The sequence below is a fragment of the Flavobacterium sp. genome (assembly GCF_031422135.1).
Lineage (GTDB): Bacteria > Bacteroidota > Bacteroidia > Flavobacteriales > Flavobacteriaceae > Flavobacterium.
The window spans coordinates 1-23291 of record NZ_JANOQD010000005.1; the positions used below are offsets into that span (position 1 = coordinate 1).

Genomic DNA, 23291 nt, shown 5'->3' on the forward strand with positions numbered 1-23291 from the left:
AAATGGAAATCAAAGAATATATAAACTATTATAATAACGACAGAAGTAAGTCTAATTTAAACAAAATGAGCCCAATAAAATATCGAGCTCATTATTATCAAAATTAATTATAAATTTGTCCAAACTTTTGGGTTCAGTCTATTTTGAGTTGGCATTTTTTATGAATATAAATTCATGTTATTTTTTCATTTTATTGGCAGGTAATAATTTACTTGACACTTCTCCGAAACCAATACGAACAGTATCATTTTGGCAATAACCTTTCATAATTACAGTATCACCGTCGTTAATAAATTTACGTTCTGAACCATCAGACAATACAATTGGGTTTTTTCCGCCCCAAGTCAACTCCAGCATTGAACCATAAGAATCAGGAGTAGGACCTGAAATAGTCCCTGAACCCATCATGTCGCCAGAATTCACCCGACAACCATTACTGGTATGATGCGCTAGTTGCTGGCTCATTGTCCAATACATATACTTAAAGTTACTTCTAGAAATTACTTGTATTTCAGCTTTTTCAGGTTGAATAGCTACCTCAAGATTAATATCAAAAGCGTGATTTCCTTTTTGTTGTAAATAAGGTAGTGGTGTTGGCTCTTGTTTTGGACTCGCAACTCGGAATGGCTCTAGAGCATCCATAGTCACAATCCAAGGCGAAATGGAAGAAGCAAAGTTTTTTGCCAAAAATGGACCTAATGGAATATATTCCCATTTTTGAATGTCACGAGCACTCCAATCGTTTAGTAACACCATTCCGAAAATATATTCTTCAGCTTCATTTATAGGAATATTTTCTCCCATAATATTGGCATCAGTGGTAATAAAAGCCGTTTCCAATTCAAAATCGACTAATTTAGAAGGACCAAAAACAGGTATTGTTTCTCCATTTGGAACAGTTTGCCCATTAGGTCTATGTACTGGAATTCCACTTGGAACAATAGTCGAGCTTCTACCGTGATAGCCTACAGGAATGTGTAACCAGTTTGGCAGTAAAGCATTTTCAGGGTCTCGAAACATAGTTCCTGTATTGGTAGCGTGTTCTTTACTAGAGAAAAAATCGGTGTAATCACCTATGTAAACTGGAAGTTGCATTTCCACATCTTCCATTTTAAAGATTACAATATCTCGGTGTTTTTTATTGTCTTTTAATTTTGGATTTTTGGTGTCAAAAATATCAGCAATTCGGTTGCGAACCAAACGCCATGTTTTTTTTCCATCTGAAATAAAATCATTTAATGTGTCTTGCATAAAAACATCATCAGTCAGATCTATTCCTTCAAAATAATTTAATTGTTGTAACGCACCTAAATCTATGGCAAAATTCCCAATACGAGTTCCTACCGTTACAATGTTTTCTTTAGTTAAAAAAACACCGAAAGGAATATTTTGAATTGGAAAATCACTGTCAGAAGTTACTTCTAACCAAGATTTTCTATTAGGGTTGTTGGCTGTAATGGGCATATAGTTGTTTATTTTATTGTTGATAAATGTTATACCAAATATATCATAAACTATTATTTTACCAAACGTTTTTTGTATTTTTGTAAGGAATTTAACTAAATTAAAAATATGTTACGCGACGAACAAATATTTGACCTCATTCTAGAAGAACAAGACAGACAAATTCATGGGTTAGAATTAATAGCTTCAGAGAATTTTGTGAGCGACCAAGTTATGGAAGCTGCGGGTTCTGTTTTGACTAATAAATATGCAGAAGGTTATCCAGGAAAACGGTATTATGGTGGTTGCGAAGTAGTTGATGTTATAGAGCAAATCGCTATTGACAGAGCCAAAGCCTTATTTGGTGCTGAATATGCCAATGTACAACCGCATTCAGGTTCACAGGCAAATACAGCAGTTTTTGCTGCTTGTTTGAAACCAGGAGACAAAATTTTAGGTTTTGATTTATCGCACGGTGGTCATTTAACACACGGTTCACCTGTAAATTTTTCAGGAAAATTGTATTCGCCTTCTTTTTATGGTGTTGAACCAGAAACAGGAGTTTTAAACTATGATAAAATACAAGAAATAGCTATTAAAGAACAACCAAAAATGATTATTGCAGGAGCTTCGGCTTATTCTCGTGATATGGATTTTAAACGTTTCAGAGAAATAGCAGATTCTGTTGGAGCCATTTTATTAGCAGATATTTCACATCCAGCAGGTTTAATTGCCAAAGGTTTGATGAATGATCCAGTGCCTCATTGCCATATTATTACAACAACAACTCACAAAACATTGCGCGGTCCTCGTGGTGGATTGATTTTGATGGGTAAAGATTTTGAAAATCCTTGGGGATTAAAAACACCGAAAGGTGAAATCAGAATGATGTCTCACGTTCTTGATATGTCTGTTTTCCCTGGAAATCAAGGTGGTCCATTAGAACATATCATTGCGGCAAAAGCGGTGGCATTTGGAGAAGCTTTGACCGATGAGTTTTTTAGATATGCGATGCAAGTTCAGAAAAATGCCAAAGCAATGGCAGCTGCCTTTGTAAAAAGAGGGTATAATATTATTTCTGGAGGAACGGACAACCATATGATGCTAATTGATTTACGTAATAAAAATATTTCTGGAAAAGATGCTGAAAATGCATTGGTAAAAGCCGAAATTACAGTTAATAAAAATATGGTACCATTTGATGATAAATCACCATTTGTAACCTCAGGAATTCGAGTGGGAACACCAGCCATAACGACTCGTGGATTACTTGAAGAAGATATGGAAACGATTGTCGCATTTATTGATAGAGTGATTTCAAATCATACTGATGAAGCTATTTTAGAAGAAATTGCTGATCAAGTGAATGAAATGATGGGAGAAAGAGCCATTTTTGTTTTTTAAATCTAACAATTTTCAAAATAATGTTAGCCTATACTTTTAGTATGGGCTTTTTTTATGTTAAATTTTATACAAATAAATACTTCGTACGAAATATTTCTTACCTTTGATTTGTAAAAGAAAAACCAATGCAATTAGAACCCACAAAATCGGAATTAGAAATACTACAAGTCCTTTGGGAATTTGGCCCATCAACAGTTCGATTTGTTAATGACAAATTGAATGAACAAAAAAGAGCTGTTCAATACACATCAACTTTAAAACTGATGCAAATTATGACAGAAAAAGAACTCTTGATTTGTGATAAAACCAATATGAAGCACATTTATAAAACGGCTATTGAAGAAAAAAAAACAAAAGGATTTCTTCTTGACAAATTTGTCAACACATTGTTTAATGGTTCTAGCAGTAGCTTGATGATGCAATTGCTTGGTAACAAAAAGGCTTCTAAAGAAGAAATAGAAGAAATCAGAGTTTTACTTAATAAATTAGAGAACAATTAGTTTACTTAATACTATAATTATGGAAATTTTAAATCAAACTGTAATAAACGCTATTTTTTGGACACTTATTCATTCTTTATGGCAAGGATTAATTTTAGCAATTTTTGGAGGACTCATTGTTTTAACAACCAAGAAGGCTTCTTCTGTTTTAAGGTACAATTTACTTTCTTTAATTCTTGTGATTTTTATAATCGCAGTTGGATTTACCTTTTACAACCAGTTTCAAAATTTAGGAATTCAAAATATTTCATTTCAAAACACCAACGCTACTTCTATTGAAAATGTAGATTCGGTTTTTAAAAGTCCTGCTATTTTATCGTCTGATTTAATAACTATAATTGTGGATTTTTTAAATAAAAACGCTACAACTATTACTTTAATATGGTTTCTAATATTCAGTATTAAATGCTTTAGAATTTTTGGCAATTTGGGATATGTTTATAAAATTAGAAATTATAAAACCAATTCCGTATCATCAGTTTGGGAAGCAAAATTTCAAGAATTATGCCAATTAGTTAAAGTAAAAACACCTATTATTTTACTAGAATCTCAATTGATTAAAGTGCCTTCTGTTACTGGATTTTTAAAACCAATTATTCTAATTCCAGTTGGTTTATTGTCTAATTTGCCTCAAGATCAAGTAGAAGTAATTTTGCTTCACGAGTTGGCACATATTAAACGTAAGGATTATTTTATAAACATTATTCAAAGTTTTACTGAAATTATATTTTTCTTCAATCCTGCTGTACTTTGGGTATCCAATATTTTGAAATACGAACGCGAAAATTGTTGTGATGATATTGCGCTAGCTTTAACTGAAAATAAATCAGGTTTTGTTCAGGCTTTGGTTTCTTTTCAGGAGTTTAATATCGAAAATAGCAGTCTAGTTATGGGTTTTGGAAATCATAAAAATCATTTGCTAAACCGTGTCAAACGAATTATTTATAGTGATAATCAAACATTAAATACTATCGAAAAAACATTTTTATCTATTTCGTTTATCGTTATTTTAAGTTTTGTATTGTTTACGGTAAATGCTCAAGAAGTTAAAAAAACCTCAATAAATGTAGCGTATCAATTGCAAAAGAAAGAAATGGAAGCCGATAAAGCTAGAGTCGAAGATGATAAAGTTAGAGTCGAAGATGATAAAGTTAGAGTCGAAGATGATAAAGCTAGAGTCGAAGATGATAAAGCTAGAGTCGAAGATGATAAAGCTAGTTTCGAAGCTGATAAAGCTAGAGTCGAAGCTGATAAAGCAAAAATTATAAACGACAAAAATCAGGAAAAAAACAAATCGAATTCGGATTTGCAAAAAAGAATCAATACATTGGAACTTGAATTGCAAAAACTAAAATCTGAAAAAGACAAATCGAATAAAAAAACTACTTCTAAAACGACCACTCATTCTGAATATGAAAAAACAATAAACGATGATTCAGGAAAAAAACTAAAGAAAATAATCATAAAAGCAGAAAGTTTTCCAGTCAATTTTGATGATGAAAAACTAACAAATTCAATAATTAATGATTTATTGCAGGAAAAGATTATTAAGAACACGTCCAATTTATCATATAACCTTTCAGGAACTGAGTTAATTGTTAACAACAAAAAACAGTCTCAATTGTTACACCAAAAATTGAAACAGAAATATATCAAAGGAAAAGAAATGGCAATTTGCTATAATTTCGAAATTAAAGAGTAACATTTTCTTTTAAAAACCAACTGAATTACATACCAATAAAAGCATTTGCAAATCGCAAAGAGGATTTCTATTGCCTCAATTTTTCAATCATTAAAAAAAATATAATTTATGAAAACACTTATTTCAAAATCATTAATCCTGTGCTTTTTTATAGCAACAGCTTGTGCACAAAACAAATCAAATATAACTAGTAAAGACGTTATAGAAATCCCGTTTACAATGGACAGAAACTTAATCTTGGTAAAGGCAAGTATTAACAACCAGACTGAAAACAATTATATTTTTGATACAGGAGCGCAAGGCGTTACATTAAGTAAAACAATGGTGGCACAACATAATTTAACTGGCAAAGGGGTTACTAAATTTGGTAGCCCCAATGATCCTGTAGGAGTAGATGTCAAAAATATTGATATCCCTGTATTTAATGTTAACGGATTCACTGGCAAAAACGTTCAAAGTATTGAAGTAGAGGATCAAAACATTTTCACACCAAATGCTGTTGGAATTATTGGAATTTCATTTTTTAATGGAAATATGGTTACCATAGACTATAAAGCATCTAAATTAATAATTAGCAAAGGTTCTTTAAAAGCTAAAGACAAAAAAGTTTTTAAAATAGATGTTTATCCATTTATAGAAACAGATATTAAAGTTAATAATCAACCTTTAGTGGCACATATTGATTCTGGAGGTCCGGAAGCACTATCTTTCCCATTAGAGTGGAGGGATAAATTAAAGTTCAAATCTGAACCTGTACTTTTTGGAAAAGCAAGAGTGGTAAGTGGCGAAATAGATATCTATAGAGCACAATTAGAAGGAACAATTCAAATAGGTTCTATAGTATTGACAGACCCAAAAATAACGATGGTTTCAGGAGGTTTTCAAGCTATTAATATAGGATTTAAATTTCTTAAAGAGTATGTTATTACAATAGATATGGTTAATGGATTAATGAAAATCACTCCGAGCAAATTGTAACAATTATAGTAATAAAGAGTCTTATCTCATAAATTGAATTATAAACATTTCTACAAATGAATCATCAAATCAAAATAATCATCCCTTTTTTATTCCTGTGTTTTGGAATTTCAAATGCACAAATTAATACAAAAATTACAGGTCAAATAGGCAATGGTAATTCATTAAACATAGCATCAATACCTATTTCATTAGTTCAGTCTAATGATGGAACACTTGTAAAAACTGCATTAACTAATGCTGATGGTAGTTTTGAGTTTTTGAATTTAAATGCAAATACTTATAAAATCATTGTAGATAACGATCAGTTTCAATTATTTAAAAGTCAACCTATTGAAATTACAACTGAAAATACAATAGTAACATTGCCTGTTTTTCAGTTATTGGCAAATGATAATGTGAATAACTTAGACGAAGTAGTAGTTAAGAAACGAAAACCGTTTATAGAACAAAAAATTGACCGAACGGTTGTTAATGTAGATGCATTTATTTCAACAGCTGGAGGCGATGCAATGGATGTTTTGGAAAAATCGCCAGGAATTACAGTTGACCAAAATGGCACCATAACTTTTAAAGGGAAATCAGGCGTTGTGGTTTTTGTAGATGATAAACCTACTTATTTATCGGGTGCTGATCTTGAATCGTATCTTAAATCATTACCTTCAAGCACACTCGACAAAATAGAATTAATGACCAATCCACCTGCAAAATACGATGCTGCTGGAGGTGCTGGTGTGATAAATATTATAACCAAAAAATCTAAAGCCAAAGGATTTAACGGAAGTGCAACATCTAGAGTTTCTCAAGGAAAAAGAACACATACACGTCAAGGATTGAACTTGAATTATTTGAATAATGATATTAGAATCTTTGGAAATATCGGTTATGCCTATCAAAATCCTATCAACGATTTGTATATTTTCAGAGGGTTTAAAAATGAAGATTTAAGTGCCAAAAGTCTTTTCAAGCAAAATAGTTTTATAGAAAGTAATATAAAAACCACCAATGCCAAAATAGGAATGGATTATTATGTTTCTGACAAAACTACATTTGGTATTGGATTAACAGGAATTCTAAAATCTAACAATCAATCTACCAATGTAAGTAGTGTTTTAACTAGTGCATCGGGTGTTTTAAATTCGACTATAAAAGCAGATAATAGTGAGAAAGAATCCTTTAAAAATGCGGGCGTGAATATGAATTTTCGACATAATTTAGACACTATTGGACAAAAAATCACTGTAGATTTAGATTATCTTCGTTATGATACTAAAACCAATCAGAAATTCAGAAATTTTATTTATTCACCCGATGGTTCGTTGCAAAATCAAGACGAGTTAAAAGGAATTTTACCTGCTGAAATTGCTATTTATGCCATAAAATCAGATTATACTTTACCATTAAAAAACGAAGGAAGTCTTGAAGCTGGTTTTAAATCAAGTTTTTCTAAAACGGATAATACAGCCGATTATAGAGATGTTGTTTCAGGAAATGAAATACCAAATTACGAGACCAGCAATCAATTTAAATATGATGAAATCATCAATGCTGCCTATCTTAATTATAATACCAGCTACAAGCGTTTTACCTTTCAAACCGGATTGAGATTAGAAAATGCGGTATCAAAAGGAAACCAATTGGGCAATGTTTTGAAACCAGCTTCCACCTTTAAAAGAGATTATACCAATTTATTTCCAACAGTATATGTACAATATAAATTAGATTCAATAGGCAATAATCAATTGGTTGTCAATTATGGAAAGAGAATAAATCGTCCCTATTTTCAGGACCTAAATCCGTTTATAAGTCCATTAGATAAATTCACTTTCTATTCTGGAAATCCATTTTTAAATCCATCATTTGCTAATAACTATGAATTATCCTATCGCTATAAAGGTATTTTTTCAACAACGGTTAGTTACGGTTCCAATACTGACGAAATCAACGAAACTATTGAAATTAAAGATGAAATCTATTACAGTCGGCCAGGAAATATTGGAAAAAGTCAGTTTTATAGCATCAATATTAATGCTGATATTCCTTTTAATAAATGGTGGTCTGCAAATATTTATTCCGAATTAACAAACACACGTTTCCAAAGTAAATTATATACAGAAGATTTAAATTCATCAGGAACATTTTGGTATTTTTCAATGAATAATAGTTTTAAATTTAAGAACGATTGGTCGGCGGAGTTAAGCGGTATTTATCAAACTGATGCTGTTGCGGCACAATTTATATTGCTTTCAAGATCGAATATAAATTTTGGAATTCAAAAGAAAGTACTAAAAGGCAAAGCTTCGGTAAAATTGTCTGTAAATGATATTTTATATACAAATATTAATAATGGAATCATAAAAAACTTAAAATTAACCGATGCCAATTGGAGTAATAAACCAGATTCACGTTTTGTTGCGCTAACGATTACTTACGGATTTGGAAAATCATTCCAACCAAAATCACAACACGAGGCAATAGGCGCTGATAGTGAAAAAAATAGGGTGAAGGGTTAGTGAAAAACCACAAAATAATTTGTGGTTTTCTATGTGCTTTTTTTAATTTGGTAAATGTTGATAGGCTCCCAAATCAGGAGGTGTAGTTCTAGGTTTTCCATCTGCATCGGGTGTAATTATAAATGTTGGATTTCCTTTAGATTTTGCAGGAGAATTAAATTTAATACGTAAATTATTTTTTGATGCATCTTTAAATAAAGGATCATTTGGATTCAAGTTGTTTCCAATAATGTTGTTTGCACTATTCAAAAATGCGTATAATGGATTATTAAGGAACTGGTTGTTATTATCATTAAATTTAACTAAACAATAGTCAACAGTACAATCAAAATCTGCGCTATCGTCCTTGTTTAATATCAATTCAATGTTATTGGAACCATAAATAATGGAATTTGTAAAGGTTGCTGTCAAATTTTCCTTCAAAGTTAACGTTTCATCAACTTTTAATGTGTTATCCAAAAAAACTGTAGGTGTTTGTCTTGAACCACCTGTCCAATAATTTGCAAATGTACAATGATTGAAAGTGTAATTTCCACCTAAAACACAAGCTAAAGCAGTTTGACCAGCATTATTTACCACTATATTTTCACCATTTATTTTGGCGTTTTTAGCTATAATTCCATTATTTGAAACATTATAAATTTGTGTATTTTTGATTTGAACCGTTGTTGCGTCTTGATTTTCAATCAAAAATCCTGCTGAAGCATTTTTAATGGTCAAATGATTGAAACTATTGTTAGTACTTCCATCAGTAAGCCAAATCGTTCCCCATTGTCCAGGAGTTTCTGCAAAACGAGGTTCAAGCCGATCGCCTTCAAAGACAACTTCGTTTTCTAAAGCTATTGGGTCGGTAGAAATTCCACCATTTACTTGAATACTTCCAGTGTTTGCAACAATAATTCCAGATTGATCGTGAAAATAAACTCGTGCTCCAGCTTGAATTTCTAACACTTTTCCAGGTGGAACTGCTGCATAACCATATATGACATAGGGTTTGGCATTAGTAAAAATCAATTCATTCCCGTTTATAGGATCCACATCATTTAATAAAAAACCATAGATACTTTTTGGAGGATCAGTCCCTATTTGTAGACCTTCGTATGTATAACCTCCATTTCCATTGTCAAATCTTTCTGGATATAAAAAAACAGCATCTTGAACAAGGGTTACTAAATTGACTTTTTGCTGAAAAGCACCAGCATCAAAAAGAATTTCATCTGTATACAACATATCCGAAGGGTTTACATCGGCATTATTTGCAGTAGTTTCAATAAACACAAACAAGCTGTCTTTGGCTAAAAGTTCTACGTTTTGAAAGATTTTACCATCACCAAAACCACTATTGTCAGCATCTAAACCAGTGAGTCCGTCAACCATTAATCGGTATTTTGAGGCGGTTCCTTTTGCTAGAGCAATACTAGGAATAGTTATGTCATTGCTACTTTTATTATACACTTTTAGCATATAAGTACTGGATCCAATATTTGTAAAAACTGTATCAAGATAAACGGTGGTTTTTGAAAATTGAAGTTGACCAGAACTGCGAACGGTATCAAAATCTTTTCGACAAGATACAAGAGATAGTAAAAGAGTAATTATAAAGAGTAAATTATAGCGCATTTTTGATAAAATTTTGGATAAAAATAGTAAAAATGTTTGTCATTTAAATTATTATTAAACTTAACGTATAAAAATGTTTTTTAGTTTACTTTTTTGTAGATTTGATTCATTAATAATAAGATATGATTTTTAATAAAGACGAAGTGTTGCAAATTTGCAATAAATTATCACAAAATACCCTTATGCAAACCCTTCAAATCGAATATATTGATGCTGGACCAGATTTTTTGATGGCCAAAATGCCTGTGAATTCAAGTGTACATCAACCTATGGGATTACTTCACGGTGGTGCAACTGTTGCCCTTGCAGAAAGTGTAGGGAGTGCGGCTTCGGTAATGTTCATAGATAGAAACACAGAAGAGGTTCGAGGTATCGAGATATCAGCAAACCATCTAAAAAGCAAACGGGAAGGAGAAGTTATTGCCACAGCACGAATTATTCATAAAGGAAAATCAATTCATCTTTGGGAAATTAGAGTTGTGGACGAAGACGATAATTTAATTTCAATTTGTAAATTGACCAATATGGTTTTACCTCAAAAAAAATAATTGTATGGAGCCTATTTTTGAAAAAATGAAACAGCACAAAAGGCAAAATTTACCTTTTGTCTTGTATCGTAAGCCTAATTCTAAAACAATTATTGGTGTTTTTCAAGAAAACGACCATGTTTATTTTTCTGAGAATAGCTCTGAGCGAGGGTTTGTTTTTGCCCCATTTCAAAACGATGGCAGTATCGTTTTTCCTTTAGAATTTTCCGAAATAAATTTTGGTACTTTCAAAAAAAGTAAAGAGAAAGCAGTTAAACAAAGAAAAATAAAATTCAGTCAAACGGATAAAAATCATTTTATACATCTCGTAGAAAAAGCCGTTGCCACCATAAATAAAGGTGTTTTGAATAAAGTAGTTGTATCAAGAACTGAAACTGTGTTGATAAAAAACTTCAAGTATAAGAAAACGTTTGACAAACTATTACAACACTATTCAACCGCATTTTGCTATTATTGGTTTCACCCAAAAGTTGGAACTTGGATGGGAGCAACTCCTGAAAAATTGTTACAAACTACCCAAAATAATTTTGCCACGATGGCTTTGGCTGGAACCCAAAAGTACAATCAAATTGAAAATATAAATTGGGAACAAAAAGAAATAGTTGAGCAAGAAATAGTAACACAATTTATTGTTCAGAAACTTCAAGACATTACCTCACAAGTTACAATTTCAGAACCATACACAGCACAAGCAGGAAATATAATGCATCTCAAAACCGATATTGAGGGTGTTTTAAATGACGAAGTTTCACTACAAAAAATTCTTGATATTTTGCAACCAACACCGGCAGTATGTGGATTGCCAAAAGAGGAAGCAAAACAATTTATTACAGAAAACGAAGGCTATAATCGAGAGTTTTACACTGGTTTTCTAGGGGAATTGAACTTCGATTTTAATAAAAATGAAGAAGCTTCAGACCTTTTTGTAAATTTAAGATGTATGAAAATTAGTGAGTCAATTGATGACGAAAAAAACAAAATAAAAATTTTTATGGGTTGTGGAATTACTAAAGACAGCAACCCAGAAGCCGAATGGGAAGAAACGGTACATAAATCCAAAACCATAAAAAATATTTTGTAACAAATACACTACTATAAAAAAACAAGAAATGAAATTAGACATACTCGCTTTCGGGGCACATCCAGACGATGTTGAATTAGGTTGTGGTGCCACGATTGCCAAAGAAATTTCTCTTGGAAAACGAGTTGGAATTATAGATTTAACCCGAGGAGAATTAGGTACAAGAGGCACAGCCGAAACAAGAGATGTTGAAGCTGCAAATGCTGCTAAAATATTAAAAATTGCGCTACGTGAAAATTTAGGTTTTAAAGATGGTTTTTTTAAAAACAGTAAAAAAAATCAACTCGAAATAATTAAGGTATTAAGAAAATACAAACCGGAAATAGTGCTTTGCAATGCTATTTATGACCGTCATATTGACCACGGAAAAGGAAGTAGTTTAGTTTCTGACGCTTGTTTTTTATCAGGATTAGTCAAAATTGAAACCAGTTTAGACGAAAACATTCAAGAACCTTGGCGCCCCAAATTAGTGTATCATTACATTCAATGGGCAACTATTGAACCTGACTTTGTTGTTGATGTGTCTGATTTTATTGATATCAAAATGCAAGCTATAAAAGCTTATGAAACCCAGTTTTACAATCCAAATTCGAATGAACCTGAATCACCAATAACCTCAAAAAACTTTTTGGATAGCGTGAAATATCGTGCCCAAGATTTAGGAAGACTAATTGGGACAAATTATGCAGAAGGATTTACTACAGAAAGGTATTTGGCTGTCAATAGTTTAAGTGATTTGAAGTAATTTTTTTGATATTTTATTTGCAGAAACCAACTTTTACAATATCTTTGCACTCGTTAAATAAATGGTGGTTGTAGCTCAGCTGGTTAGAGTATTGGTTTGTGGTGCCGAGGGTCGCCGGTTCGAACCCGGTCAGCCACCCTAAATAACGCTAAAACTCATAAGTTTCATTTCTTATGAGTTTTTTTATAGGATAAACTTTTTTAAAGCTTTTCCTACTGGTTTCGGTAGTATTTACAGATTTATAAAAAAAATTTGATTTAGAATTAGATGATTTTTTTGAGGTAATTTAAAATTCTAATTATTCTTCTGGTAATAATTAAAACAGAAAAACAATCAGTTTTGTAACAATAAATCAAATCTTATCTTGTAAATACCAGTGTATTTCCAATAGATAAATTACTGTCAAACTGATAACCATCATAATTAAAACCTTTTATACCCTCAAGCGTTTCGATGTTGTGATCAATAATGTATCGAACCATTAGACCACGTGCTTTTTTGGCAAAAAAGGAAATCATTTTTAACTTTCCGTCTTTGTAATCTTTAAACTCTGGAGTAATTACAGTAACTTTCAATTTTTTAACATCAATTACCGAAAAGTATTCCGTGCTGGCTAAATTTAGAAAAAGTTCGTTCTTTTTCAACTCTTTATTTAAGGCAGTTGTTAGGGTTTCTTTCCAAAATGCATATAAATTTTTTGATTCACTTATTGTCAAGTTGGTTCCCATTTCCAAACGATAAGCTTGCATTAAATCGAATGGCTTTAAGATGCCATATTGTCCAGAAAGGATTCGCAATTTATCTTGAAGTAAATCGTATTTTTCTTCAGGAATTGAGAAGGAGTCAAATCCTGTATATACTTCACCGTTGAATGCGAAAATTGCTGGACGTGCATTTTCTATTGTGAAAGGTGTTTTAAAAGTCTTATTTCGTTGCCAGTTTAAGTCAGCAAGTTTATCTGAAATATCCATTAATTCAGACAAGTCTTTCGGTTTGAGTTTTTTTAATTCTGAAACAATCTCTTTGGCTTGTTTTAAATAAACAGGTTTTGAAAACCGATTTGTAGGCATTTTTTTTTCAAAATCTAACGATTTAGCGGGAGAAATTACAATTTTCATTAGTATAAACTTGGGTATTTTTCAGGATTTACTTCGCTTATCATTGCATACACTTTTTCATAAATATCTTCAACGGAAGGTTTAGAGAAATAATCACCATCGGTTCCATAGGAAGGTCTGTGCGCTTTTGCAGCCAACGTTTCGGGTTGACTATCGAGAAGTAAATATCCTTTTTGTTCGTCAATTATTTGTTGTAAAATATATGCAGAAGCTCCTCCTGGAACATCTTCGTCTATAATTAATAATCGATTTGTTTTGGCTAACGATTTTACTATATCGTGATTTACATCAAATGGAAGTAAGGATTGAATATCAATTACTTCAGCATCAATACCAATTTCTGCTAATTCTCTAGCGGCTTGTTCTACCAAACGCAATGTGGAACCATAAGAAACCAGTGTAATATCTATTCCTTCTTTAATAGTTTCAACAACACCAATTGGAGTTTTAAATTCACCTAAATTAGTAGGCATTTTTTCTTTCAAACGGTAGCCATTTAAACATTCTACAACTAATGCTGGTTCGTCAGTTTCAAGTAAAGTATTATAAAAACCAGCTGCTTTGGTCATATTTCTAGGAACCAAAACGTGTATTCCTCTTATGGCATTAATAATCATTCCCATTGGTGATCCTGAATGCCAAATACCTTCTAAACGGTGACCACGAGTACGAATAATCAAAGGTGCTTTTTGGCGACCTGCTGTTCTGTATTGTAGTGTTGCTAAATCGTCACTCATAATCTGAATGGCGTAAAGCAAATAATCCAAGTATTGAATTTCTGCAATAGGTCGTAAACCTCGCATTGCCATTCCTATTCCTTGCCCCAAAATACTGGCCTCACGAATACCTACATCGGCTACACGAAGTTCACCATATTTTTCTTGCATTCCTTCCAATCCTTGATTCACATCTCCAATATTTCCTGCATCTTCTCCAAAAATTAAGCTTTCTGGATATTTTGTAAAAATAGCATCAAAGTTATCTCGTAAAACCAAACGTGCATCGACTTCTTCAGTTGAATCATCATAAGCAGGTAGTACTTCTTTGACTGAAAATACATTTTTATCAGATTGTGAAAATAGGTGTGAGCTAAACTTGGGTTGAATTTTATTAGTGTAATTTGTAATCCAAGATGCCAATTCAGATTTGCTGTTTTCTTGTGCAATCAATCGTAAAATTTTACGAGCTGTTGTGATACTATCTTTGCGAATTGGTTCTTTTATAGCGGCTAAATCAATACTGTGTTTTTCAATAAAAGCTTTATTTGAGCTCTTTATAGCAATTGAATTTAATAGAGAAACAAGTTCATCTCTTTCTTCTTTGATAGGAGTTATAAAAGCTGTCCATGCTGCTTTTTTTCCTTCAAGAACTTCTTTTCTTGCTTGTGCATCTAAGGCTTCAATTTCTTCTTCGGTAGCAATATTGTTTTCAATGATCCAAAGTTTAAATTGACGCAAGCAATCAAAATCGCCTTCCCATTCTAATCTTTCTGCATTTTTATATCGTTCGTGCGATCCTGATGTAGAGTGACCTTGTGGTTGGGTAAGTTCACGAACGTGGATTAAAACAGGAACGTGTTCTTTGCGAGCTATTGCAGCTGCTTTTTGATAGGTTTCGACCAAAGCGGGATAATCCCAGCCGTTTACTGCTATGATTTCATAACCTTCGGTGTTTTCGTCACGTTGGAAACCTTTTAAAATTTCAGAAATATTTTCTTTGGTTGTTTGATGACGGGCGTGAACAGAAATTCCATATTCATCGTCCCAAACACTCATTACCATTGGCACTTGTAAAACACCAGCTGCATTTATAGTTTCAAAAAATAATCCTTCAGATGTGGAGGCATTTCCAATAGTTCCCCAAGCGACTTCATTTCCAAGAATTGAAAAATTGGTAGCATTTTGTATTGTTGATACTTTTCTATATATTTTAGAGGCTTGTGCTAACCCTAGTAAACGTGGCATTTGCCCTGCTGTAGGTGAAATATCAGCACTTGAATTTTTTTGTTGGGTTAGGTTTTTCCAATCGCCATTTTCGTCTAGCGAATGTGTGGCAAAGTGACCGCCCATTTGTCGTCCAGCACTCATTGGGTCGTGTGCTAAATCAGTATGGCCATAAAGTCCTGCAAAAAATTGTTGAACTGTCATTTGACCTATCGCCATCATAAAAGTTTGATCGCGGTAATATCCTGAACGAAAATCCCCGTTTTTAAACGCTTTTGCCATTGCAAGTTGCGGAATTTCTTTTCCGTCACCAAAAATGCCGAATTTTGCTTTTCCAGTTAAAACCTCACGTCTTCCTAATAAACTACATTCTCTACTAGTAGTAGCAATTTTATAATCGTTTATTACTTCTGTTTTGAAATCTTCAAAAGTTAAGGTTTGTTTTTCGTCAGTTTGTATCATAAATTCAAAATCTAGTAGATACAAATTTAGGTAATTTTTTTTAAAATTTAATAAAATACAATAAAAATAGTATTGAACAATATGTAATTTTAATATGCAATTGAAATGTTTTTATATAAAAAAACCAATGAAACTATTTTTTTAATAAATATAGTGTAATTTTTTATACAAAAAAGTTATATTTTAAAACCATTTTCGGGTAAACAGACTAATCAATGTTTTTGGACTTATGGTAAAAATAAAGCGTATTTTTTCTTGGTATTTTTTTTCTCCCAGTTCGAAACCATTTGTGGAATATACGGGTAGAAAAATTTCGAAATAATCAGGAACTAGGTTCAGATGAATTCCACTATCGTATACAAATGTAATTTTTTGACCTTTGTTTTGATACAAACCAACATCTCCATACATTTGAATCCAATGCCAAATGCTTGAAGTTACATTTAAAGTAGTCATCCATTTGTTTGCATATGGGTTTTCAAATTTTGATTTGAAACCACCTTCTGCAATAATTAACTGTTGACTGAAAAAACCTGATTTTTCAGATCGCCCGTAAAAGTTATAATCGAAAAGATAATCTTTGGGTCTGTCTAATCCAAAATTGTAAAACTCTGTATCTGTATTTTTATAAATAAAACTTCCAGCAAACAATCGAGCGCTTATTTGGTAATTATTTTCGAATAATTTTCGATACGATAAGTCAGTGGCTATTTTGCCAAAACTACTCGAAAACTGCATATCGTAGTTCATATTTAATCCTTTGGTCATTTCGCCATTTTGATAGCTATATTTCACATTAAAAACCGAATAATTTAAAGGACTATCGCTAGGTTCTAGTTCCTGATTTTCTGTAGGTTTTGGTGCTACTTCTTTATTTACGATTACGTGTCGTAGACTAATGTATTGACGTTCATTATTCCTGAAATTATTTTTTCTGATTCGGAATTGAACGCTTGGGTTTATTTTTAAATAGGCTGCATCTTCTATATAATGTAGATAGGTAGCTCCAAATCCGTATCTAATGCTATATATTCTGGAGTCGCGATTGTATTGATTTATGGCAAATCCTCCAGATCCTGTAAATGAAGCTGTTTTGGTCGAAATGGAAGGATTCAGATCAAAAATAAAGGGTTTGTCTAAAATTGATTTGTTGTGCAAGTTTAAAGACAATAATAGTCCGTCATATAGATTATAACCTACCTCTGGGACATAAAATATTTGACTGTATTTTGCATCTTCTAAATCTTTAAAAAAACTAAATTTGATGGGTCTGTTTAATGAAAAAAAGCTTCTTAAAGATTTGTAATTATTCCTTAAATTGAATTCAGGAACTTCATTTCCGTCATTAAGTACCAATCGATCAACAATTGCCCTATCAAATTTTAGAATAGTATCGGTTTTGACATCTGAAATCCATTTTTTAAAAACAATTTGATTGTTTTTAAAAGCATACAATGGCATTGGTACAGAGGTTTTTGTGTTACTTTTTATGGTTATTGAAACACTATCTTTTGTTTTAAGAATTTCTCCAAATTTATAATCAATGGTATTTCTAGAGTGAATTAAGTTTGGAAAAAACCAATCTATATTTTTTGTAGCATTGCTTTTAACAATGGATTCAAAATCACTAGCATTAGTCTGTTTTAGTTTGTTTAAAGCAATGAATTCTTTGAAGCTTTGCGCAACGGAGTTGTCATTTAAATAAGTGTCAAGGTACTTGAAACTCAATCCAGATTTATATTTTCCTGCGATTTGTTCGTTAAATTTTATGAAAGTATTTTTTGGTGCACCAAGCGGTTGGTCAAGATTTTTTCGAGCCATAAGCAAGTACAAGTAATTGTACTGTTCGTTGAAATCTACATTTATGATATGATAACTTTTTAATATTTTATATTTAGAAAGTGTACCCAACATTTTCATTTCTGGATGATTGTCTTCAATATATTTCATCATCAGATATACTTGGATAGCATCAAAGATATAGCCGTTATTTCTACGATTAATCTTTAATGATGATTTCAAATAACTTTCTAAATAAGCTTTTAAAAATTGTAATTCAAAAATAGTTTCATTAGGAAAAGGACTCAAAAAAGTAGGCAATTGATTTAGACCATAAAAAGGATTTCGGTCATAATCGGTTTGTGAAACCATTATTTTTTTAATTTCTGTTTTACCTAAATGATCTGCTACATAATTTACGATTTTGTCTATTATAATCGATTTTTTAATACCGCTTAATCTTTTTTTGTCTAGATTGGTTTCTACTTCAATAACATCATTTTTAAAACTTTCAAAGCTTACTTTTTTTTCGAGTGACAATTGTATTTCCGAAATATTTTCAGACTGGTAATTGAGTTGCTTGTTGCTTTCGGTTTCAAATTTTGCCTTGAAATCTAAATTTGTAGTTAGATCATATTCTTTTGGGATAATAAAATCAATAGATATATTTTCATAAACTGCATTGGAGATATCTTCTAGATTTTCGTTACTATTGGATACAAAAACACCATTTTCAGTGAATCTAGCGACTGCAATAAAACAATTATTGAGATTGTAATTTCCGTTACTGTATCCAAAATTCGTAAAACTGGCACTTGGAATTTTAATTGAATATTTCAAATCTATATTCATAGATTCATTTGGTAAAAGTGTATTTTTTAACTCAATTTCAATAACATCGGGTTGGTTATCCAGCCGTTTCCAATCTAAATTACCTTCTTTTGAAATAATTGTGACTATAGTGGTTTTTCCTCTTTCGCTTTCGTTTGCAAAATGAAATCCTCTTACAAATTCATCTGAAAATCGTTTTCCAAGCGGAGAATATTTATCTGAATAGGCATTATTCCAATCGTTTAATACTAGTTTAGTAAGTACTGTATTTGAAGTGTTTTTTATTTGAATGGATTGAATAACGTGAAATATGTTTGATTCATTGTCAACAACAACCTTCATTTTAGTTTGCTGCTGGCTATAAAAAATAGTTATATTGAGCAGGAAAAAAAGCAGTAAAAATGTTTTTTTAGACAATTTTAATTTTTTATAAAAGTTAATAAAATTGAATGCAATGTAGTACAATTAATTTTTTTTATGGCAATAGCAAATGTAATTTTACTATTAATTTAATATATTCTACAATAATTAGTAGTAACTTTATGATTTATAAATAGTTATACATTGTAGATGAAAAAACTTATCAAAGGTTGCTTGTTGATAAGGTTAAAGATGAATTAACCTTTGACTTATTTAATTTTATTACATTGCGCTCTAAATTTATTATGAAATGTTCAAAAAATTACTTCTACTATTACTTTTATCCAACCTAAGTTTTTCTCAAGTTGTGATTAATGAGTTAGATTCAGATACGCCATCGGCTGATGTAAAAGAATTTATTGAATTAAAATCTGCTACACCAAACTTTTCTCTTGATGGTTATGTAGTTGTTTTCTTTAATGCAAGCAGTACCAGTCCCTATGCAAGTACCTTAACTAGTTATGCAATAGATTTAGATGGTTTAGTAACCGATGGAAATGGGATTGTACTTTTGGGAAATGCTCAAGTTATTCCTTCTGCCTCCTACATTTTCCCATCTAATACTGTCCAAAATGGTCCTGATGCCGTAGCAATATATTATGGAAATGCATCCGATTTTCCTATCGACACTCCTGCAACAGCCACAAATCTTATCGATGCCCTCGCATATAGTACAAACACAACCTTTGCAGCGAATTTGATGAGTGTATTAGGTGAAACTGTAAGCTATAATGAAAATATAAATAGTTTAAAAGACACACAATCCATTCAAAGAAAAACTGATGGAACTTACGAAGTTAAAGCACCAACTCCAAGAGCTAATAATGATGGTTCTGGTGTTTTTTTTAACGGAATAGCTACAACGTTCACTCCAGCTTCTCCTATTTCAGAAGGACAAACAATGACAATTACTTTTACTACCGACACAAATGTGCTTTCGGATTTGAGCTTTTCATTTACACTAAACAACAATAGCTTTGAGGCTTCTGATTTTACAGCAGATTTGAATGCAACCATTGCAGTAGGAACCAAGACAGTTTCTAAAACCATTCAAATTTTAAATGATAATATTAACGATGGCGACGAAAATTTAAAAATTACACTTGGAACTGTACCAAGTGAATACATTGTTTTAAACAACAATATTTCTGTTCGTGTTAATGATATCAATTTTGTACAATCTGGTTTCGGTACTCCATTGAATCCAACTTATGGTCTGGTTGCCAATACAAAACCAAGTGGTTATTACGACTCGTTAGAAGGAAAATCTGGAGCTATTTTAAAACAAGCCATTCAAGATATCATTGCGAATCCAGCTGTTGTAAGAGAGCATAATTATGCCGATGTAAATGATATTTTGAAAATAGCTGATACAAATCCTGAAAACAACAACAAAGTTTGGTTGATGTATGTGGAACAGCCTAAATCTAAGTTAGACATTCAAACAGGATCTAGTAATATTGGTTTCTGGAATCGAGAACATATTTATGCACAATCTCGTGGCGGTTTTAATCTAGATTCGAATGTTTTTCCTGATGGAATCGATGTTTGGACTACTACTGATGCCAATGATATTGAAGCTGGCGGTGCTGATGCACACCATATTCGTGCTGAAGACAGTTCTGAAAATAGTTTGCGTGGCAATCAAAATTACGGGACTACATTATACAATGGACCAATAGGCTCACAAGGTTCTTGGCACGGAGATGTGGCGCGATCCTTGTTTTATATGGCAGTTCGATACAATGGATTGAATGTCGTAAACGGAAATCCAGCACAAACTCCAATGGGAAGTATTGGTGATTTAGCCACGCTTTTAACTTGGAACACACAAGATGCATCTGATGATTTTGAAATGAACAGAAACAACGTTATTTACACTTGGCAATACAACCGAAACCCGTTTATTGATCACCCAGATTTAGCAGAACACATTTGGGGAAGTAAAACTACCATACCCTGGTCTGCAACATTATCAAACCAAGATTTTACTTTGCTAGATGTTAAAATGTATCCGAACCCTACCGAAAAATATCTTGTAATAGATGGTTTAGTAAACCAAGCTAATATCGAAATTTTCAATACAATAGGAGCAAAGGTGTATTCTGAAATATATAATAAGAACGAAAAAATAAATTTGAATTTATCATCAGGGATATATTTAGTAAAAATTGTTTCAGATAATAAATCGGTTATTAAGAAATTAATTATTCAATAAAAACCAGTTTAGAAAAACCAAAAAAGCTTCCAAATCCGGAAGCTTTTTTTATGTTTAGTAATTATGAATACTAAGCTGTATGATGCTAAAGCCTTAAAAATTAGGACTCAAATCGTATTTTTTGTAGAATTTATCCAACGCATCAACCACTTCTTCTTCGGTATCCACAATTTGAATCAACTTCATATCGTCAGGCGAAACCGTTTTTTCACGTTCAATCATCACGGCTTGAACCCAATCCATTAGCCCAGACCAAAAGGAAGAACCTACTAAAATAATAGGAAATTTTCCAATTTTCTTAGTTTGAATTAGTGTTATTGCTTCGAAAAGTTCGTCCAAGGTCCCAAATCCACCTGGCATAACCACAAATCCTTGAGAATATTTCACAAAAATTACTTTACGAACAAAAAAGTAGTCAAAATTCAAGTTTTTATCCTTATCAATATACGGATTGTAATGCTGCTCAAACGGCAAAACAATGTTCAAACCCACTGATGTTCCACCACTTCGGTGAGCACCTTTGTTTCCAGCTTCCATAATTCCTGGTCCACCGCCAGTAATCACACCATAACCTGCTTGACTAATTTTGTATGCTACACTTTCGGCCAAAATATAATATTTGTCGTCTGGTTTGGTTCTTGCCGATCCAAAAATCGAAACACAAGGCCCAATTCTTGCCATACTCTCATAACCATTTACAAACTCGGACATAATCTTGAAAATCGCCCACGAATCATTAGAACGAATCTCGTTCCAAGTTTTTTGTTTCAGGCTGTCTTGAATTACTTTGTCTTCGTCGTGGTCAAAATCTTCTAATTTCATATTTTTTTAATTTTATTATTTTTTGAAGCCATTTGCTTCTCCAGTAGCACTTTCAGGCTCGAGTCCTGCTATCATTTCAAACAATTTTTGGCAAAAAAAATTGCCAAAAATTGTTTTTTCCTTCTATCAGGGCTAGGGCATTTATGTTCCATTAAATATTATTTTTTAAAAGAAAACAAAAGGCTAAATTAATTCTTTTTTATTTCTTAATTAAGTTTATAATTAATTTGATTAAAATTTCTTTATCACTAGGATTACTTTGTGCTACTAATAGTGCAATAGCAACCAAAGCATTATCATTGATTTTTAGTTCTCCATTTTTTTTGAAATGATGTTTGTTTTTCTCCAAAAACCAAACAAACATAAATGCACCAATTCTTTTATTTCCATCAGAAAAAGGATGATTTTTTATGATAAAATAGAGCAAATGTGAAGCTTGTTGTTCGATTGTTGGATACAAATAGTGATTGTCAAAACTTTGAAGAATATTACCAAGAATCCCTTTAAAACTTTCATCTTTTTGATTTCCAAACAAGTTCGTTGCTTCTTTTTTGGAAATAAGATGAAGTTTCAATTTTGTGATTGCATTAGAAGCTTCTTCATAATTTATTTCATAAATAATATCATCATTTAATCCCGAATCAATTAGATTATTACTATCAAATTGATTTAAAAGTACAAAACTATGTGTGTAGTTTTTAATAATCTCTAATAACCCTTTTGCTTCATCAAGATTCAGATTTTCATCATTTCCTGTATTTTGAATAATCTCAATTGTTTTTTGAAGTTGTTCTAATCTTTTTTGATTTATAGAGTAACCATTAACCAAATGTTCTTTTAATCGTTGTGTTGCCCATTGTCTGAATTGTGTGCCTTCAATTGAGTTTACTCGATATCCTATAGAAATTATTACATCTAAATTATAAAAATCAACATTATATATTTTATTATCCGAAGCAGTTGTTGCATTTTTTGCAACAACTGAATTTAAAATTAATTCTCCTTCTAGAAATATTTTTTTTAAATGTTTTGATATTACGGATTTATCTCTATTAAAAAGATTTGATATTTGATTTAGAGACAACCAAATAGTTTCTTTATCAAACGTAACATCAATTGTTGTTTGGCCATTCTTGGCTTGATAAATTTCTATTTTACTCATAT

Annotated in this window: 17 protein-coding genes and 1 tRNA gene; 11 read left to right on the forward strand and 7 right to left on the reverse strand. The window is 31.7% G+C overall.

Going from position 1 to position 23291, the window contains the following annotated elements:
• The first annotated feature begins 2 nt into the window (after window positions 1–2).
• Entirely contained in the window at window positions 3–107 is a 105-nt protein-coding gene (locus tag RMO70_RS16875) for an IS3 family transposase (protein WP_409025064.1), read from the forward strand.
• Between the two features lie 70 nt (window positions 108–177).
• Here RMO70_RS16875 and fahA read toward each other — a convergent pair whose 3' ends face one another.
• The gene (fahA, locus tag RMO70_RS01005) at window positions 178–1464 is read right to left on the reverse strand and encodes a fumarylacetoacetase (RefSeq protein ID WP_310554558.1); all 1287 of its coding nucleotides are present in this window, start codon (window positions 1462–1464) and stop codon (window positions 178–180) included.
• A 108-nt stretch (window positions 1465–1572) separates the two neighbouring features.
• Here fahA and glyA point away from each other — a divergent pair, with 108 nt between their 5' ends.
• The 5 genes from glyA to RMO70_RS01030 all read left to right on the forward strand — a co-directional run bounded on the left by glyA (window position 1573) and on the right by RMO70_RS01030 (window position 8540).
• The gene (gene glyA, locus RMO70_RS01010) at window positions 1573–2847 is read left to right on the forward strand and encodes a serine hydroxymethyltransferase (RefSeq protein ID WP_310554559.1); all 1275 of its coding nucleotides are present in this window, start codon (window positions 1573–1575) and stop codon (window positions 2845–2847) included.
• Between the two features lie 125 nt (window positions 2848–2972).
• On the forward strand, window positions 2973–3347 hold the full coding sequence (locus RMO70_RS01015; protein WP_310554560.1) for a BlaI/MecI/CopY family transcriptional regulator: 375 nt from the start codon (window positions 2973–2975) through the stop codon (window positions 3345–3347).
• 19 nt (window positions 3348–3366) lie between these two features.
• Window positions 3367–5049, forward strand: coding sequence for a M56 family metallopeptidase (locus RMO70_RS01020; protein WP_310554561.1), 1683 nt, complete (start codon window positions 3367–3369; stop codon window positions 5047–5049).
• 108 nt (window positions 5050–5157) lie between these two features.
• A complete protein-coding gene (locus RMO70_RS01025) occupies window positions 5158–6027 on the forward strand; it encodes an aspartyl protease family protein (protein ID WP_310554562.1) in 870 nt (289 codons plus the stop codon).
• A gap of 56 nt (window positions 6028–6083) precedes the next feature.
• Entirely contained in the window at window positions 6084–8540 is a 2457-nt protein-coding gene (locus RMO70_RS01030; RefSeq protein WP_310554563.1) for an outer membrane beta-barrel protein, read from the forward strand.
• A 42-nt stretch (window positions 8541–8582) separates the two neighbouring features.
• On the opposite strand, the gene RMO70_RS01035 is transcribed toward RMO70_RS01030, so the two are convergent.
• Window positions 8583–10160, reverse strand: a complete 1578-nt coding sequence (locus RMO70_RS01035) for a hypothetical protein (RefSeq protein ID WP_310554564.1) — start codon at window positions 10158–10160, stop codon at window positions 8583–8585.
• A gap of 122 nt (window positions 10161–10282) precedes the next feature.
• On the opposite strand from RMO70_RS01035, the gene RMO70_RS01040 reads away from it, so the two are divergent.
• The 4 genes from RMO70_RS01040 to RMO70_RS01055 all read left to right on the forward strand — a co-directional run bounded on the left by RMO70_RS01040 (window position 10283) and on the right by RMO70_RS01055 (window position 12672).
• A complete protein-coding gene (locus tag RMO70_RS01040; RefSeq protein ID WP_310554565.1) occupies window positions 10283–10708 on the forward strand; it encodes a PaaI family thioesterase in 426 nt (141 codons plus the stop codon).
• A gap of 25 nt (window positions 10709–10733) precedes the next feature.
• On the forward strand, window positions 10734–11789 hold the full coding sequence (locus RMO70_RS01045) for an isochorismate synthase (protein ID WP_310554566.1): 1056 nt from the start codon (window positions 10734–10736) through the stop codon (window positions 11787–11789).
• 28 nt (window positions 11790–11817) lie between these two features.
• Complete coding sequence (gene bshB1, locus RMO70_RS01050) at window positions 11818–12534, forward strand: bacillithiol biosynthesis deacetylase BshB1 (protein WP_310554567.1); 717 nt, start codon at window positions 11818–11820, stop codon at window positions 12532–12534.
• A gap of 64 nt (window positions 12535–12598) precedes the next feature.
• Window positions 12599–12672: transfer RNA gene (locus RMO70_RS01055), tRNA-His, on the forward strand.
• A gap of 221 nt (window positions 12673–12893) precedes the next feature.
• Here RMO70_RS01055 and yaaA read toward each other — a convergent pair.
• The 3 genes from yaaA to RMO70_RS01070 all read right to left on the reverse strand — a co-directional run bounded on the left by yaaA (window position 12894) and on the right by RMO70_RS01070 (window position 19009).
• Window positions 12894–13652, reverse strand: a complete 759-nt coding sequence (gene yaaA / locus RMO70_RS01060; protein WP_310554568.1) for a peroxide stress protein YaaA — start codon at window positions 13650–13652, stop codon at window positions 12894–12896.
• Window positions 13652–16057, reverse strand: a complete 2406-nt coding sequence (locus RMO70_RS01065) for a thiamine pyrophosphate-dependent enzyme (protein WP_310554569.1) — start codon at window positions 16055–16057, stop codon at window positions 13652–13654. Before RMO70_RS01065 ends, yaaA begins: the two co-directional genes overlap by 1 nt.
• Window positions 16058–16240: 183 nt before the next feature.
• Window positions 16241–19009, reverse strand: coding sequence for an aminopeptidase (locus tag RMO70_RS01070; RefSeq protein WP_310554570.1), 2769 nt, complete (start codon window positions 19007–19009; stop codon window positions 16241–16243).
• Window positions 19010–19337: 328 nt separating this feature from the next.
• Between RMO70_RS01070 and RMO70_RS01075 the strand changes: the two genes are divergently transcribed.
• The gene (locus tag RMO70_RS01075; RefSeq protein WP_310554571.1) at window positions 19338–21305 is read left to right on the forward strand and encodes an endonuclease; all 1968 of its coding nucleotides are present in this window, start codon (window positions 19338–19340) and stop codon (window positions 21303–21305) included.
• Between the two features lie 93 nt (window positions 21306–21398).
• On the opposite strand, the gene RMO70_RS01080 is transcribed toward RMO70_RS01075, so the two are convergent.
• Entirely contained in the window at window positions 21399–22127 is a 729-nt protein-coding gene (locus RMO70_RS01080) for a TIGR00730 family Rossman fold protein (protein ID WP_310554572.1), read from the reverse strand.
• 199 nt (window positions 22128–22326) lie between these two features.
• On the reverse strand, window positions 22327–23289 hold the full coding sequence (gene rhuM / locus RMO70_RS01085) for a RhuM family protein (protein WP_310554573.1): 963 nt from the start codon (window positions 23287–23289) through the stop codon (window positions 22327–22329).
• Window positions 23290–23291 lie beyond the last annotated feature (2 nt).